Below are 15,813 nucleotides of genomic sequence, written 5' to 3' on the forward strand. Positions count from 1 at the left end.
TAGCCATCCGCATTTGATTCAATCAAACCTGTGAAGCTAAACGCACCATTAGCATCGGTCGTCGTTGTGGTATTCACTGCCTGACCAAACTTATCCATGCCCGTGATAGTGACTGTGATGTCTTTCAGAAGCGAATCATTTTGATCAACCGTGCCATCTTGATTCACGTCCAAGAACACCTTACCTGAAACTGACTTATCACCCGCTTTTGGTTTTTCTGTAAATTTGATTTCTGGCGTTGTCTCTGTGCCGACCACCACTTTGGCGACATTGCTGACAACCCCTGTGCCAGAACCGATGTAGCGATTACCTGTTTGGTGATCCCCACTCGCTATTTGCGTGATGGTATAGCCATCCGCATTTGATTCAATCAAACCTGTGAAGCTAAACGCACCATTGGCGTCAGTTTTTACACTTTGGCTGACTGCTTGGCCATATTTATCAGTACCCGTGATCGTGACCGTCATGTCTTTCAAAAGCTGATCATTGGCATCAACAACACCATCTTGGTTGATATCCAAGAACACTTTACCTGAAACTGATTTATCACCTATCAGAAGTTCTGCAAATGAGTGTCCTTGTGATGCCGATCCAGATGTAAGTTCGATATTGGTAATTTCATCGCTGCCTTGGCTATTAGCCAGCACACTTCCAGATCTCGCCTCTTTACCATCTCGGTAACTATTCAAGGCTGCTTGAGCCGGCTGGGTCAATTTATAAGTGCCAGGTACTAGGTCATAAAATACAAATTGACCATTGGCATCTGTTGAAACGCGCTGTTGAGTTATCGCTTGTCCACCAGCAGTTACACCATCCAGTAGCACCTCAATACCAGACAAACCGGAATCAACACCGCTGTCAAAAAGACCGTTATTTACTTTATCAACAAATACATAGCCAGATATTAAGCCTTGGATCACTTCCGTCGAAGAAGTGGCTTTATTGTTTAACTTATTTGTATCAAAGCCTTGTGTTTCTACCCAAGCTTCATTCACCACGAGATTAGTGCTCGGTAGCGCATTAAGCGTAACCGGGATACTGATCTGAACTGTTTCATTCATTTCAATAAGCGGAATATTACAACGAATAAAATCAGTCAATGCCCCTGTACTAGGCGAATTTGCTCGAGAATTAGTACAGCTACCTGATGATGTCACCGCATTGCCTGCGACGCTCAGATAGCTTGGAAGATAATCGTAAAGTACGTTGTCAGCGCTGTCACCCGGGCCAGCATTACTGAGCGTAAATTGATAATTAAACTGGCTCCCCAATGCCACTTTATTCAAAGAAGCTGTTTTGGTCAGCGCTAAGTCTACAGCGATACGAATAGATGTTTTTTCACTCTCATCGTTGTTTGCCGTAATAAGATCTTTTTCATTTGAAAAAATAGACGCACTGGTCGTTGCAACTTCGCCTGTCGTTGATGGGCGCGACAAAATCTTAAAGAACATATAACGGGTATAAATTGCTGACTGACCGCCGGTATTCTCAAGCAATTCATTTTCTGCCAAAGAAGAACTGCTATTTTCGGGCCCTAAACAGTTAAAGGTGGTTTGTGTATTAAAAGTCAGGTTTTGATTATCACAACGCGCAGTCACTGCACTACAGGTTGCGTTAGATCTGCTATCACATAAAAATTGCAGTTGTTTAGAGCTATTGGCTGGTGAAATAGTGAAGTTGTACCCAACACCACTTGCCACAGAAGTCTCACCGTTATTGTCCGTCAGATATTCTAGATCGACTTTATAAACCACCACATTATCGAGCGTTGCTGGAAATGAACCCGGTGTCGGATACCAAGCTAGCGGGTCACTAATGTCATTGTTTTCAATTTTCAGGTTAGCTTCACGAATTTGTACGGTTAAAGCCTTATTGAAGCTATTATTTGTGGTGTCACTATCCAATGACATATTTGAGGCGGATATTTGGCTTGTACTCTCTAATACCCAATCTTGACGATCAGAGGCACTTTTAGGACGAGTTTGGATGGTAACACTTTGTACTTCATTGCTTTCTAGCGACCCAATACTACAACGTAAAGTCTTCGTCGCTTCTGTGTATGCACAGATATTACTTTGCCCAGCCCTAGAAAAGCTATTGCTTACATATTGATACTCTTTGCCCGTTGGTACATTGAAAGTATGCTCTAGCACCACATTAGTTGCTGCAACTGCACCAATATTGGCAATATGGATCGTCTGTAAGGCGATATCACCGCTTAACACCGTTGGCTTCGCATACACAACATTCGTCACTGCCAAATCAAATAATGACTGTGCTGTTGTCGTCGCACTAGCCGAGTTATTTGCTGTATTCGGATCGATATGTGTATTGGATGACACTTCTGCGGAGTTAACAACTTGGCCATTGGTCGTGACAAAAGGCCTGACAACCGTCAATGGAATCGTCACGCTATCATTAAGGGCAAATGTTTGACCGGTTTCCAAACGGCAAGTGATGGTCGTTTGTGTGTTTTCGTATTCACCAGTATCAGCCCTAACACACGAAAAACGTGCACCAAGCGTACTATTTACAGATGATGGGAAGGTGATCCCTGTCTCTTTATTGCCTTCGCGTGATTTAAAAGTCGCATTAAAAGTATCAACAATAGTGAGTGAACCCGTATCCACCCCAGTAATATTAGAACCCGACAAGTTTCTAACTGTGATCTGATAACTTATCTCATTTTGAGAGGTCGTAATACTGCTTGTATTCGCCACTTTTTGAATACTTAAATCAGCACTCAAGGCACTTTTAATTGTCGCGGATACGGATGCTTCCCCTGGCGCACCACCGGCGTCGGTTACCGTCGCAGTGTTTTGTAAATCACCCACTGAAGTTGCTCGAGTAGTGATAGTCAAAGTCGGCGCTGTCCCGTTCAAAGCAATACGACTTGTATCTGCATTTTGATACAGACAAGTCACCTTACCACCACTACCATCTGCCAATTGCTCTGAGGCGCTACAAGACCAGTTTGTGCCATAGCTGCCATTGGCAATAAATGTTTCTCCACTTGGTAGTGCATCTACCACAGTCACCTTACCAAGTGTTGTTCCATTACCTGTGTTTGAAACCACAATGCGATTAATGATCTCACCAGCTTGCTCAACTAAACTGGTGCTGGCTGTTAATGATGCTGATTTGGCTTTTGTAATACCAAGCTGCACAGGATTACGCGGATGCAGTCCCCAGCCTTCAAAATTGGCAACATAATCAACGCCACCCACTGTCATAGTCGCTGTATTTTTAGGTCTGTATTGACTCTCTGCACCCGTATATATCGGCGAACGCGCTTTTATCAATATCTCAACAGTTTCATTCGCACCAATTTCAGAGCCAGTACAAGAGACCTTTAAATTAGAGATAACACACCAGTCCGCAACCGTTTGCCAAGATCCATTGCTATATTTGCGTGTTGCTGTAGAAAGAGGGATGTAACCTGAGGTATTGGCAAAGTCATCTTCGACTTTAATCCCGCTTGCAGCTCCACCGCCTGAGTTGACTATCTTGATAGAGTAATAAAACTCTTTATTCATATAGTTAATATTGGAGCCCCAGTTCAAATCAGAAGACTTAGTGATACTAAGATCCGGCGCTCTATCCAGAATAGAAAAACTGGCACTATTACTGGTGGACTCGCGTCCACCATGGGCAACTGTTGCCCAATTAACAGCACTTTGATTCACGGTTTTTGCTTTGGTTTTAATCGTAACTTGCCATATTTGCGATTTAGCGAAGCTATTTGAGGTAGGTGTACAATCAAGCCTCTGTGCATCACCTGAGTTCAAAGCACAAGTAAAATGATTTGAACTGTAGCTCACGTAGCTGAGCGAATCTGGTAATGTATCAATCAGAGACTCAATGGTCGTCGCCTCTGATGTATTGGTCACTGTAATTTGGAAATCGATCTCATCGTCAACGTAATAAGTAGTGCCATTTAGCAACGTTTTATTCACTGAGACAAATGAAGTCTGTGCAACACTTGTTTTAACACTCGCACTGGCTTTATCGTTTGCCGCATTTACATCTAACAAATCAGCGCTTACTTGCGCTGCGGTTGAAAATGTTGCCTCAGATGCGGGGGCATTGGCATAAATTCTGACTACAGCGCTGTCATTTTTCACCATAGCACTTGTAGATTGGCAAGTAACCACAAGCGAAGTGACATTACATGACCAACCGGAAGGAGCTTGGGCTGTGATATTATTCATACCACTTGCCAAAGTTGTGCTCAAGTAAGCCGTTGTTACCGAGCTTGGGCCTAAGTGGGTAACAGTCACATCGTAGTAGTGACGTTCATTGACTTGTAAATTTAAAGGCCCATACCAAGAAGGTGTACCATCCGCTTTGTATTGCTTTATCGCAACACCTAAATCCGCATTTAGGTTAATGGGCGTATTCACTGATGCTTGATCATTTGAGGCATCTATTTCTGCAGTATCACTACTAATGCTGCTGCTGGCTGTGACAGTGCCACTGCTGACCTGACTAACACGAGCTTGAATATTTAAAGTGGATGATGCTCCTGAGGCAAATGCAGCGATTGTACACGTGAGTGTTTGACTACCCGAGCAGCGCCAGCCGTCAAAATCTACAGTGCTGGCATTCTCCCACGATGTAAAGCTTGGTAAGTTGAGCTTTACGACCGCATTAGCAGCAGCATCAGGTCCGTTATTTTTCACACCGATTTGATAAGTAAAGACCGTGTCTAAGTTAACCGAAACAGGGTTTGCTAATAGCGAAGTAATTGCTAAATCAACACCCGCTACAATCGAAGTATTTTGGGTTTCAGTGTTGTTGAGTAACTTATTGCTTGATTCATTGTCTGCGCTAATACGCACACTTGGCTCTATAGTATCGCCTGTCTGTGCGGATGTTTTAATGGTTACTTGCAGTGAATCACTCACTCGCCCAGATAGTTGGCCAATTGGACAAGTTAATTTGCTTTTAGTTATACCGCCATCTTGATAATTAGATTGAGTACAAGACTTAGAGCTGGATACGAAGCTCGTTGTTGGCGGCAAAAAGAATTCGACAGATACATTATTCGCAGTATCTTCTTCAGAGTTAGTAAACTCAAGGTTATAACGTACTTGTCCGCCTCTAGGTACTGTCGTATCTAGATCTTCGAACGTAGAGATTTGTAGATCAACTGCAAATGCGAAGCTCGCAAAAAACAGAAAAAACCATGAGAAAAACGAAAATAAAAACTTCTTCAATTTCAATAACCCGAACAATATGCCAACACTCAGTCCGCTTTCACTGTGTCACTAATGAAAACGGATGAGAATTTTATTGAATATGGTTACTGTAATCCAGTGTAATTTCCCTTTTATAACAACATTTGTAAACAGGAAAAGGACCCCATAAGGGTAAAACTACAACTTTAAGATTTAACGAATAATTTATTGCAATACCTTGGAGTGATATTCAGATAATTTATGTGCACTTCGCTTAGCCAAACTATGCAATGATTGCCAATCCACACCTATCAAGTCAAACATGGATAGACGCACATCTTGAAGCGCAATGTGTAACATCATCATACCAAGTGCACTGGCTTCTTCCTCCAATTGAATTAACTTTTCTTCTAGGGCTTCATATGCCTGGATATCAGCCAACCCGCGAAGTTGAGCAAACTCATAATCTAATCGATCGTTTAAGTACATCAACTTTGCATTGAGCACTTGCGGGCTCATAGTCTCAGTCAGCCCTTCAATTACAGAATAATCTAGTATATTTTGTTCATCCAAAAAGTGCTTAGCAGGCATCAGAAGTTGACTAAGTAATCGCTCTAAGCGGGCTTGCTGAATGGGTTTTGCCATGAAATACTCAATCCCCGCTTCTCTATAAGCTCGCTGAGACTGCTCGTCTACATCGCCTGTAATGGCAACAACGACCGGCGCTTGTTGAAACTGAAATTGTTTAAAAACACCTTGGTACCAATCAAGCCCATGGCCATCGCTTAAATGCATATCGAGAAATACAATATCAAATTGCCTATTCCTCAAAGCCGACTCGGCAGCAGACAAAGTCCCTGCAATTTCGTAGTTTAGTCCCAATGAGCTCAAAAAATGCTTTAATATTTCTTGGTTTAATTGATTATCCTCAACGACCAAAATATCACCGCATAGTTGAGCTTCAACATGCTCCTCAGACAAACTCCCTTGTCCAGAATTCTGCTCGGCATTTGAAAGGCTCAGCTCAATATCAAAATAAAAGGCACTGCCTTGTCCCACAGTGCTGGAGACATGCAATTGGGTATCCAAAGCTTCCAAGATCTGCTGACATAACATCAAGCCGACTCCAGCACTCTGTGCGATAGAACGAGCGGAGTCAAAAGAAGAAAAAGGCTGGAACAACTGCTCAACCTGTCCTTGTGTCATCCCCTCACCTGTGTCTGTCACTTCAAAGCGTATGACACTGCCTTTATCGCTTGTACTTTGCTGTTTTATAGACAGCGTAATGTCACCGCTTTCTGTGTACTTAATTGCATTAGACAATAAATTTTTCACCACCAGCCCAATGCTATCTTGATCAACTAAAAACAGTTTGTCGCTCGAAAAGCCAGTTAAGTGAGTACACAGAGAGATCTCTCTGTCTTTAACTAAGGGCTGAAATTGCACAATCAACAGTTCAGCAAATTGTGCGAGGTTTAATGGCACTTGCTTGGACGACTTTCCTCTGGCGTTAAGCAATACTTGATTGGCCAGATCGGCCAGTGACATTGCCGTAGAAATGATCACATCGCAATACTGACTATATTTTAATGGCTCTCTAGGGGCCTGTTTGATCAGTTCAGCATGCCCCACTATCGCGTTCAAAGGCGTTCTTAATTCATGGCTCAGCAAAGTTAAGAAACGCTCTTTTTTTTGCGAGTCTTGCTTAGCTTTTAAAGTAAGTTCTGCCAACAGCTGCTCTTTACGGCAACTACACAGCAAGCAAAGTGAAAAGCACAAAATAAGTGGCATTACGATAACAGACAACGAAAAAAATTGATTCACCCAATTATTCGTGCCCATGGTATCTGTGTGCTCGAAGTTACCAAGCATGCTAAGCCGAAGTGTAAATACACTGAGCAGGCAGATACAGGCTGTCGCAAAAGTCCAATGCGCCGGTGAAAAAGAGGCCGTACTTTTATTTTGGCCTAAAAATAATGCGCGCAAGCAAAGCACCATGGCGAGCAACCACACCAAATAATTGACGACCACTCTAACTAAAAAGCTCGGTTCAAAAAAAGTAAAGTACACAAAGCTAGGAAAGAAAACGCAGGCGAGTATACCCCAAGGAAGTAGGTAAGAAACGACATTAAAAAACCGTTCCACACCTCGAGTCAACATAAATAACCCAAGCAATATTAAAGTGTTGGGTACCATTATGGACCATATGGTCGACAGCGATAATGACGCTTGGAACATACAAGCAATCGCGGCACAGGATACAAAACCAAACCAAAGTCGCGTACCTGGCGTCTTTTTATGGATCAACCAGTTCACCATCATAAACACGGCACATACGCAGGTTGTTAACGCCAAAATTTGTAATAGTAGTTTCGGATCGCCCATGAATTAAAAGTTACAATATTTTAATTTATTACTAGTATTATATTACTAATAAAAACCACTAATAAAGAGGGGTGACCATTTATAGGTGCAAAATTTATTTAAAGCCAACCCTTTTGTCTTGCAATTCGGGCTGCATCGATGCGGTTTGTCGCGTTTAGTTTAGCAATAGCATCTGATAAATAATTTCTTACCGTCCCCTCACTCAAGTAGAGTGATTCAGCAATTTGCTTGGTTTTAAGGCCTTCGCCAGCAAGTCTTAACGCTTTTCTTTCTTTATCAGAAAGTGGATCGTTATCATCAAGCGCATTCATCGCCAGCTCCGGATCGATAACTTTTTGCCCTAAAGATACTTTTTTTAGCGCATTAACCAGATAATCACTGGGTGCTTCTTTTAGAATAAACCCTTTTACATCAGACGCCATTGCACGTCGAATATAGCCGCTACGTGAAAATGTGGTCATGATCACCACTTTTACTTTTGGGTGCTTTTCCTGTACTTCTTGAGCGAGTTCTAGCCCCGTCATATTCGGCATTTCAATATCTGTCAACACAATATCTGGGGAGTTACTAGCAAGAAAATCAATCGCTTGCAGCCCGTCCTCTACCTGAGCAACATCTTCAAGTCCAACCTCCAAACTCAGTAACGCTGATATCGCATTTCTTACCAGCGCCTGGTCCTCGACCACCAAAATCTTCATCTCTACTCCTTATTGGGGAAGCTGTGCCACCAGCTTATAACCACCAGATGTGGTTACGCTTAAATTACCGCCAAGTTCTTCGATCCTAGATTTAATACCATGCAATCCATTTCCCCAAATAACCTTGCCTATTTGACCATCATCCTCAAAAGACAGTTGATGAAAATTATTTTGTTCGTGAAGGGAAATCTTCATCTGTCTAGCATCACTGTGTTTAATCACATTGGTCACAGCTTCTTTAGCGACAAAGCAAAAACAGCTCTCTTTCTCAGCAGAGAGCGGACCACAGTCAATCGTCTTTTGAACCTCAACGCCTTTATCTCGTAGGCGGGATGCCATTACATCTAGTTGTGCTGTTAACCCTAGTTGCTGCATACCGGATACCGCTTCTCGTACCTCTGATAAAGCAATCCGAGCCAACTCTGCCACCTCTTGTGCTTCAGTTTCCGCTTTATCCAGCAAGCCTGCTGCAATAAATTTACCCGCTAACTCTGACTTTAACGAAATGGAACTGAGCGAATGCCCGAGTAAATCATGTATATCCCTCGCAATCCGTTCACGCTCAGCAATCTTTGCTAATTGCTGTATTTGCTCTTTGCTTTGTCGTGTCTCGTTGCTGTGGATCCTATCTTTATATTCTACGTACCCAAAACTAAATAGCCCTAAGGAAACTACCAATGCTGGTCCAAGGAAATACGCCCAGTTATCAACCGAGATAAACAACACCGTCACCACAGAAATGGAGAGCACAAGCAACGCAAACATAAGCCAACGAGCAAAGCCCAGAAAACAAAACCCGATAAAATATGCAATATAGCCAAATAACGTACTCGTTCCAGGTGTGAACTGAGTTGCCAATATGCAGGTCAATACCATGATGATAATGAAGGGAAGTACTTTACTCGATGGAGATTTTAGTGCTTTGCAGTAAATCAATGCAAATACAACATAAGCGATTACCTCATATGCGATTTCAGCACGGGTATGTATATTCCAGCTTCGATACAGTGGGAAAAAATAAAATACTGAAAAAAATAAATGACCATAGTTGCCCAAAAAATGCCTACTTGGTCTCGCAATATGCATTGAATGTGTAAAATGTCCGACGCCGAGATTCATGCCTGTTACTTTTCTAAGGTATATAGAATGTTATTTTTAATTTAACATGCTTGTGCTGAATCACTCAGTGACAGTTGTCACTTAATTCAAATAAATTTAGCAAACAATAAAAGATAAAAACTATGCAGCAACATCAATCGGCACTTATAAACTTACACCTCGCGGTTTTTCTGTTTGGCGGCACCGCCCTTTTTTCTAAGCTCATCGCGCTCCCTGCGCTTGATATAACGGTTTATCGCACAGCCATCGCATTCATCGCGTTAACGATCATTCTCAAAATGCAAAACAAGCACCTTAAGCTTGATCAGCGCAAAGACTATTTTATTGTTATCGGGTTAGGCGTCATTATTGGTATTCACTGGGTGACTTATTTTGCCGCAATGCAAATGGCAGGCATTGCTACAGGCATCATTGCCTTTTTTACCTATCCCGTGATCACTGTTTTACTAGAGCCGCTGTTTAGCAAAACACGTCTGAAGCTTGCCGACTTGTTGATTGCTACCATGGTGATTTTTGGTATTTATCTAATGATGCCTAATACGGATTTAGGCGACCAAGTGACCTTCGGTATTTTAACCGGCGTGCTGTCTGGAGCATTTTTTGCCATGCGTAACCTACTACAAAAAAAATACTTTTCACAGTATGGCGGCCCACATACTATGCTTTATCAAACTTTAACCGCCGCGGTTGTTTTGTCCATGTTTGTTAACACTCCACCAACGGGCTTACCATTACAAGACATCTACTATCTGCTCCTAGCTGGTGTAGTATTCACAGCGATTCCTCACTCATTATTTGCCAGCAGCTTACGTTACTTGAGTGCTACCACAACTGGACTAATTTCATGCTTGCAGCCCTTGTATGGCATTGTATTGGCTTATATGCTGTTATCTGAGACAACCAGTATGACAACACTTATTGGCGGTATATTAGTAGTCAGTGCCGCTTTTTATGAAACTTGGTCAATAACAAGGAACAAATGATGATCCAAGTATTTGCACACCGCGGTGCTAGCGGCATGTATCCCGAAAACTCGCTAAGTGCAATTAGCGCAGCTTTAGAGGTGGGTGTACATGGAATAGAACTTGATGTACAAAGCTGTCGTGATGACTATGCCATCATTCATGACACATGGTTAGATAGAACAACGAATGGTAAAGGCATGGTAAAAAATGCGTCCAGAGCAGAGTTAAACAAACTGGATGCCGGCAATGATGAGGGGATCCCAACTTTACAAGATGTCTTTAACCTTGTCGGAAAACAGGCAGATATAAACCTCGAGCTAAAACACACTTACAGCCTAGATAAATTCGTTAATTATATAGAAAAAAACGTGCAAGAAGGCATTATAGAGCGCTCACAGCTGATCTTGTCTTCTTTTGATCACCACCAACTTGCTTGGCTCAAACAAAAACTCCCTTGGGTTAAGATTGGCGCTTTAACCGCCTCAATCCCATTGCATTATGCCGAATTTGCACAGCGCCTGCATGCATACAGCATTCACATCGATAAAAACTTCATTAATCATGAGTTTGTTCAAGATGCTAAGCAAAGAGGCCTGAAAATCTATACTTATACGGTAGATAAGCAGCAAGACATAGAGCAAGTGCTTGAGATGGGTGTGGATGGGATATTTAGCAATTATCCGTGCCATGCGAAAATGGTCATCAATAAATGGCAAAACAAGTAACTTTTCCAGCCATTTTTGAATAAGGCACGCTATTTTACAAAAAATAGCGTTTAGTTGGGAAACCAACGCTTACAAGCTTAAATAATTCCACTAAATGGTATACTTTAATAAGACTGATAGTAAATTTCTGACCCAAACTATGGATTGAGTCAGTATTTACCCAATTGGCGAGTGATAGCCTATGACGAGTTTGTACATGCGGATATATAATTTAATTGAAGAGTCTTTGTTTTATACATTAACCCGAAAAATTTTCGGTAACCTTGGGTTTTTATTTGTATTTCAACTACTCACTTTAAGCTGGCTCTATTCATATTTGAGTGACTCTGGTAGCAAATTTGGTGGTTTTTGGCTACTCGCATTCGCATCTATCGCCGCTTTCATATTCACCTTCTTTTACATGCGCTTTTTGATCGTACGTCCGGTGCAAGCTATGCGAGACAGGTTAGAGCAAATAAATCGCCAAGATGGAAATTTATCAGCGCAGCTTCCTCAATTTACTTATGATGAATTTAGAGATCTCAGTGCGCAATACAATACCTTTACCGCTCACCTAGGCGATCTATTAGGGAATACCTATAAAAGCGCTGAAGCCGCCACAGCGAGCAATCAGCAAGTCACCTACTCTATGACCAACACGGTATCTGTGGGTGCACAGCAAATTAATCAAGGCGATACCATTATCGCAGCCAGCGATCAGGTAACACACAGTCTACAAAGTATTGTCAGTAATACCGACCAAGTTTATCAAGCCAACACAGAAAGCTTGCACTTTGTCAGAGGCTCATCTCAGTCTTTATTGACGCTGGTTAGTGAAGTGCAGCAAATCACGACATTACTCGGGAACTTCTCTACCACGGTCGCAGGGCTTAAAGAGAATAGCGATAATATCCGTAATATTCTCAAAATGGTTGAAGAGTTTTCTGATCAGACAAACTTACTTGCGTTGAATGCTGCAATTGAAGCAGCCCGTGCCGGTGAAGCCGGGCGCGGATTTGCCGTCGTCGCCGATGAGGTGAGAAACTTATCAGTTAAAGTGAATGATGCCACAAGGCAGATCAGCGACTTTATCAACCAAATGGATCACCTTGTCAGTGAAACACATCAGGAGTCTGAACAACTGATCTCTCATTCAAGCGGTGCAGAAAAAGCCATCAGTGAAACTTCTCAAGGTTTTTCTGATATGAGCGCTGATTTTGAACGTAACCAATCGCAACTGGAAGAAATCGTCAGTGCAGTGCATCAGTTGGAAGAAACACAAAACCACACTCACCAAGCTGTGCAGCAAATTGTCGAATTAGGCCAATCAGCAAAAGAACAATTAGATACTGCACTCAGTGACTGTCAACATGCCCACCAGCTTACAGCTGCCACACAAAAAGAGTTGCAGCGATTTGTTTAGTAAAAAGCTCAGCAAATGCTGAGCTTTTTTGTATCTACCGTACTTTAAGCACGTTCAATATCAAAGGCAATCACTTCCTTTATCTCGCGCTTGCCTGTGGCCAGCATCACTAAGCGGTCAATGCCCAAAGCAACCCCAGCACAATTAGGCAAGCCTTGATCTAATGCGGCTAAAAAACGCATATCTTTATCTACGGTAGGCAAATTCATTTGCTGGCGCTGCAAATTATCTTCATCAAAGCGCTTACTCTGCTCATCAGCATCTGTCAGTTCATTGAAGCCGTTAGCCAGTTCCATCCCCTTGTAGTACAGCTCAAAACGCCCCGCTACTCGCTTATCTTGTTCATTTAATTTAGCCAGTGCAGCTTGTGATGCAGGAAAGTGGTACACAAAACAAGGTATATCTTGTCCAATCTGAGGTTCAATTTCCATGCAAAATAACAGCTGTAGCAAAGGGTCACTTGTGGTTTCTTGATCAGCAATGTCTTTATAGCCATATGCTGCACAGACTGCTTTCAATGATTCCAACTCTATCGTTAACGGATTGATAGACAAATATTGCTGGAATGCCGCTTGGTAGCTTATTCTTTGGGCTTTATCACAAGATAAAATACACTGCATAAGCGCATCAATTTCATCCATCAATAAATGCTCATCAAACCCTGGGCGGTACCACTCGAGCATGGTAAATTCTGGGTTATGATGCCGACCTGATTCTTCGTTTCGAAACGCTTTGCTAATTTGATAAATCGCACCACTACCCGCTGTAAGTAAGCGTTTCATCGCAAACTCGGGGGAAGTCTGTAAATACAGAGGCAAACCTTTAGCATAACTCGGCCCAACAAACTGCGTTGAGAATGTCGCCAAATGGACATCCGTCACTGACGCCTGACTTAAGCTCGGCGTCTCCACTTCATAAACATCACGCTCAGCAAAAAATGAACGGATACTTGCCAGCACTGCAGCACGCTGTTTAAGGGTTTCAATTTGCGCACTCGGCGCCCATTTCACCTCATTCATGGGTTACCTCAAATAATATTTATAACGACAAAAAAAATCTCGACCGAAGCCGAGATTTTCTTACGTCAAAGTGATTAAGTAAATAATTACTTAACGCGGCTCACGTATTCGCCAGTACGCGTATCAACTTTGATCACCTCACCAATTTGTACAAACAGTGGTACACGTACAACCGCACCGGTTGTTAGTGTCGCTGGCTTACCACCAGTACCCGCTGTGTCACCTTTTAGGCCAGGATCAGTATCTGTGATCTCTAGTTCAACAAAGTTTGGTGGTGTTACTGCAATTGGGTTGCCGTTCCACAGTGTGATTGTACAAACGTCGTTTTCAACTAACCACTTAACATTGTCACCTAAAGCCTTTTCGTCAGCTGCGATCTGCTCAAATGTGTCGTTGTTCATGAAGTGCCAGAATTCGCCATCTGTATAAAGATAAGCTAGATCTGTTTCCATCACGTCAGCGCCTTCCACAGAGTCGCCTGATTTAAACGTTTTTTCTAATACTTTTCCTGAGATCAACTTACGGATCTTAACGCGGTTGAAAGCTTGGCCTTTACCTGGTTTAACCATTTCGTTTTCTAGGATCGTACAAGGCTCGCCATCCATCATAATTTTTAGGCCGCCCTTGAACTCGTTGGTGCTATAATTCGCCATCGTATCCTCTAATCATCGTATTTCGAGTAATAAACCTGCTAATGATACAAATAAATGAAGTAAATTTGCATACTAACTGGCAAAAAGAATTGGCGAATGTCGTTACTTGCCCAGATACACTACTCAAAATGTTGGGCTTGGAGTCTCATTTCAGTGCAAAAGACCTTGCTGCGAAGCGGCTTTTCCCTGTTCGTGTGCCAAGACCCTTTATTGCCAAAATGCGCTACGGTGATCCCAATGACCCGCTGTTATTGCAAGTGATGCCACTGCATCAAGAGTTTATTGCAGCCTCTGGATTTAACAAAGATCCCCTCGAAGAACAAGACGCACCTGTGCCAGGTTTGCTACATAAATACCAGTCTCGGGTGCTGTTAATGCTTAAAACAGGGTGTGCAGTAAACTGCAGATATTGCTTTAGACGTCACTTCCCCTATCAGGATAACCAAGTCAACAAACGTGCTCTAGCACCGATATTTAAGTACTTGGTCGAACACCCTGAAATTAATGAGGTGATTTTAAGCGGTGGCGATCCACTGATGGCCAAAGATGACATGATCAGTTGGCTATTAGATGAATTAGAAGCATTGCCCCAGATAAAACGGATTAGGATACATAGTCGTTTACCTGTGGTTATTCCTGCAAGAGTGACCGATGCACTGTGTAATCGATTAGCAAACAGCCGTCTCAAAGCCATTTTGGTTAATCACATTAATCACCCAAATGAAATAGACGATGATTTCAAGGCTGCTATGGGTAAGCTTAAACAAGCCGGTGTCACGCTATTAAACCAAGCGGTATTGCTCAAAGGTATCAATGATTGTGTTCAAACACTCTCTGCGCTAAGCGAAGCTTTGTTTGACAGTGATATTCTGCCTTATTATCTTCATCTGCTTGATAAGGTTGAAGGTGCCAGTCATTTTGATATGAGCGAGTCTGAAGCGATTGAATTGGTTGCTCAGATGCTAGAAATATTACCGGGCTTTTTGGTCCCTAAACTGGTGAGAGAAATCGGCGGCAAACAAAGTAAGACGCCGATTGATTTGCATTTAAATTAAAATGCGAACATCAACGTATATTAAGCATATACGTTGATGTTGTTGCCCAAGGTTGCCGTCACTGACTTAGCTGGAGTTTGCGCTGCCGCAGAACTCCCTGCTGACTCAATTAACGCGAGGGCTGCTCGTCCATCTGCTTGCTGTTGCTTTTTAGCCAGAGAAGCACTGTATACTTCGCCACCTGGACCAGCGCCAGACATAGCAGGAAGGTTACTTCCGGAAATATTCATAGGTATTCACCTGACAAGTTTGATGGATCCGAGTAAAATATCGGCCGATTTACTTAAGACTTTAGGAAAAACATGCAAGCAATCATCGAAAAACTCAACGAAAATTTAAAAGTTGTTTATCGTCAAGCACTTGATGCAGATAAAAAATTAGATGAACTACAGCAGCAAGGGCATGGTAAATTCGCATCTCTGTTCACGAAAGACGCAGGGTTTGGCTTTGAAGCAAAACGATTTAAGCCCTATGTGCTTGATGTTGCAGCAGATGTAGATGCATTAAGTAAATCAGAGCAATTAGATGAAGAGCAACTGAAAAAGACTGTATTTAAGTTACAGCAGTTGTTGCAACTATTAGCAACATTCAAATAAAAAGAGCGCCTCAGCG

General features: G+C 42.4%; 13 protein-coding genes. 6 read left to right on the forward strand and 7 right to left on the reverse strand.

What is annotated here, in order from left to right; translation table 11 throughout:
• The coding region (locus L1077_RS26325) for an SdrD B-like domain-containing protein (RefSeq protein WP_237139734.1) at positions 1–5,219 on the reverse strand (5,219 nt) is incomplete at its 3' end.
• A gap of 186 nt (positions 5,220–5,405) precedes the next feature.
• Positions 5,406–7,340 (reverse strand): ATP-binding protein, encoded by a 1,935-nt coding sequence (locus tag L1077_RS26330; RefSeq protein ID WP_237139735.1) that lies wholly within the window; start codon positions 7,338–7,340, stop codon positions 5,406–5,408.
• Positions 7,341–7,377: 37 nt separating this feature from the next.
• On the opposite strand from L1077_RS26330, the gene L1077_RS26335 reads away from it, so the two are divergent.
• Positions 7,378–7,572 (forward strand): hypothetical protein, encoded by a 195-nt coding sequence (locus L1077_RS26335; RefSeq protein WP_237139736.1) that lies wholly within the window; start codon positions 7,378–7,380, stop codon positions 7,570–7,572.
• A gap of 91 nt (positions 7,573–7,663) precedes the next feature.
• On the opposite strand, the gene L1077_RS26340 is transcribed toward L1077_RS26335, so the two are convergent.
• Both L1077_RS26340 and L1077_RS26345 read right to left on the reverse strand, forming a co-directional pair.
• Positions 7,664–8,263, reverse strand: a complete 600-nt coding sequence (locus tag L1077_RS26340; protein WP_237139737.1) for a response regulator transcription factor — start codon at positions 8,261–8,263, stop codon at positions 7,664–7,666.
• Between the two features lie 9 nt (positions 8,264–8,272).
• Positions 8,273–9,382 carry a sensor histidine kinase gene (locus tag L1077_RS26345; RefSeq protein ID WP_237139738.1) on the reverse strand — a complete coding sequence of 370 codons (1,110 nt, stop codon included), beginning with the start codon at positions 9,380–9,382 and terminating at the stop codon, positions 8,273–8,275.
• A gap of 122 nt (positions 9,383–9,504) precedes the next feature.
• Between L1077_RS26345 and L1077_RS26350 the strand changes: the two genes are divergently transcribed.
• The 3 genes from L1077_RS26350 to L1077_RS26360 all read left to right on the forward strand — a co-directional run bounded on the left by L1077_RS26350 (position 9,505) and on the right by L1077_RS26360 (position 12,474).
• On the forward strand, positions 9,505–10,365 hold the full coding sequence (locus tag L1077_RS26350; RefSeq protein WP_237139739.1) for a DMT family transporter: 861 nt from the start codon (positions 9,505–9,507) through the stop codon (positions 10,363–10,365).
• Complete coding sequence (locus L1077_RS26355) at positions 10,365–11,072, forward strand: glycerophosphodiester phosphodiesterase (protein ID WP_237139740.1); 708 nt, start codon at positions 10,365–10,367, stop codon at positions 11,070–11,072. Before L1077_RS26350 ends, L1077_RS26355 begins: the two co-directional genes overlap by 1 nt.
• 196 nt (positions 11,073–11,268) lie before the next feature.
• Positions 11,269–12,474 (forward strand): methyl-accepting chemotaxis protein, encoded by a 1,206-nt coding sequence (locus L1077_RS26360; protein WP_237139741.1) that lies wholly within the window; start codon positions 11,269–11,271, stop codon positions 12,472–12,474.
• A 44-nt stretch (positions 12,475–12,518) separates the two neighbouring features.
• Here the strand turns inward: L1077_RS26360 and epmA are convergent, their stop codons facing one another.
• Both epmA and efp read right to left on the reverse strand, forming a co-directional pair.
• Entirely contained in the window at positions 12,519–13,493 is a 975-nt protein-coding gene (gene epmA / locus L1077_RS26365) for an elongation factor P--(R)-beta-lysine ligase (RefSeq protein ID WP_237139742.1), read from the reverse strand.
• An 86-nt stretch (positions 13,494–13,579) separates the two neighbouring features.
• A complete protein-coding gene (gene efp / locus L1077_RS26370; protein WP_063363379.1) occupies positions 13,580–14,146 on the reverse strand; it encodes an elongation factor P in 567 nt (188 codons plus the stop codon).
• A 41-nt stretch (positions 14,147–14,187) separates the two neighbouring features.
• Here efp and epmB point away from each other — a divergent pair, with 41 nt between their 5' ends.
• A complete protein-coding gene (gene epmB, locus L1077_RS26375) occupies positions 14,188–15,201 on the forward strand; it encodes an EF-P beta-lysylation protein EpmB (RefSeq protein ID WP_237139743.1) in 1,014 nt (337 codons plus the stop codon).
• A gap of 20 nt (positions 15,202–15,221) precedes the next feature.
• On the opposite strand, the gene L1077_RS26380 is transcribed toward epmB, so the two are convergent.
• Positions 15,222–15,431, reverse strand: coding sequence for a hypothetical protein (locus L1077_RS26380; protein ID WP_046356942.1), 210 nt, complete (start codon positions 15,429–15,431; stop codon positions 15,222–15,224).
• A gap of 72 nt (positions 15,432–15,503) precedes the next feature.
• Between L1077_RS26380 and L1077_RS26385 the strand changes: the two genes are divergently transcribed.
• A complete protein-coding gene (locus tag L1077_RS26385; RefSeq protein ID WP_063363377.1) occupies positions 15,504–15,797 on the forward strand; it encodes a hypothetical protein in 294 nt (97 codons plus the stop codon).
• Positions 15,798–15,813: the final 16 nt, after the last annotated feature.

Source organism: Pseudoalteromonas luteoviolacea (assembly GCF_021654285.1).
Classification (GTDB): domain Bacteria; phylum Pseudomonadota; class Gammaproteobacteria; order Enterobacterales; family Alteromonadaceae; genus Pseudoalteromonas; species Pseudoalteromonas luteoviolacea_J.

Coding starts and splice junctions, on each gene's coding strand:
- L1077_RS26330 (WP_237139735.1), bottom strand. CDS start 7,340: ATGTTGACTCGAGGTGTGGAACGGTTTTTTAATGTCGTTTCTTACCTA.
- L1077_RS26335 (WP_237139736.1), top strand. CDS start 7,378: ATGGACCATATGGTCGACAGCGATAATGACGCTTGGAACATACAAGCA.
- L1077_RS26340 (WP_237139737.1), bottom strand. CDS start 8,263: ATGAAGATTTTGGTGGTCGAGGACCAGGCGCTGGTAAGAAATGCGATA.
- L1077_RS26345 (WP_237139738.1), bottom strand. CDS start 9,382: ATGAATCTCGGCGTCGGACATTTTACACATTCAATGCATATTGCGAGA.
- L1077_RS26350 (WP_237139739.1), top strand. CDS start 9,505: ATGCAGCAACATCAATCGGCACTTATAAACTTACACCTCGCGGTTTTT.
- L1077_RS26355 (WP_237139740.1), top strand. CDS start 10,365: ATGATCCAAGTATTTGCACACCGCGGTGCTAGCGGCATGTATCCCGAA.
- L1077_RS26360 (WP_237139741.1), top strand. CDS start 11,269: ATGCGGATATATAATTTAATTGAAGAGTCTTTGTTTTATACATTAACC.
- epmA (WP_237139742.1), bottom strand. CDS start 13,493: ATGAATGAGGTGAAATGGGCGCCGAGTGCGCAAATTGAAACCCTTAAA.
- efp (WP_063363379.1), bottom strand. CDS start 14,146: ATGGCGAATTATAGCACCAACGAGTTCAAGGGCGGCCTAAAAATTATG.
- epmB (WP_237139743.1), top strand. CDS start 14,188: ATGATACAAATAAATGAAGTAAATTTGCATACTAACTGGCAAAAAGAA.
- L1077_RS26380 (WP_046356942.1), bottom strand. CDS start 15,431: ATGAATATTTCCGGAAGTAACCTTCCTGCTATGTCTGGCGCTGGTCCA.
- L1077_RS26385 (WP_063363377.1), top strand. CDS start 15,504: ATGCAAGCAATCATCGAAAAACTCAACGAAAATTTAAAAGTTGTTTAT.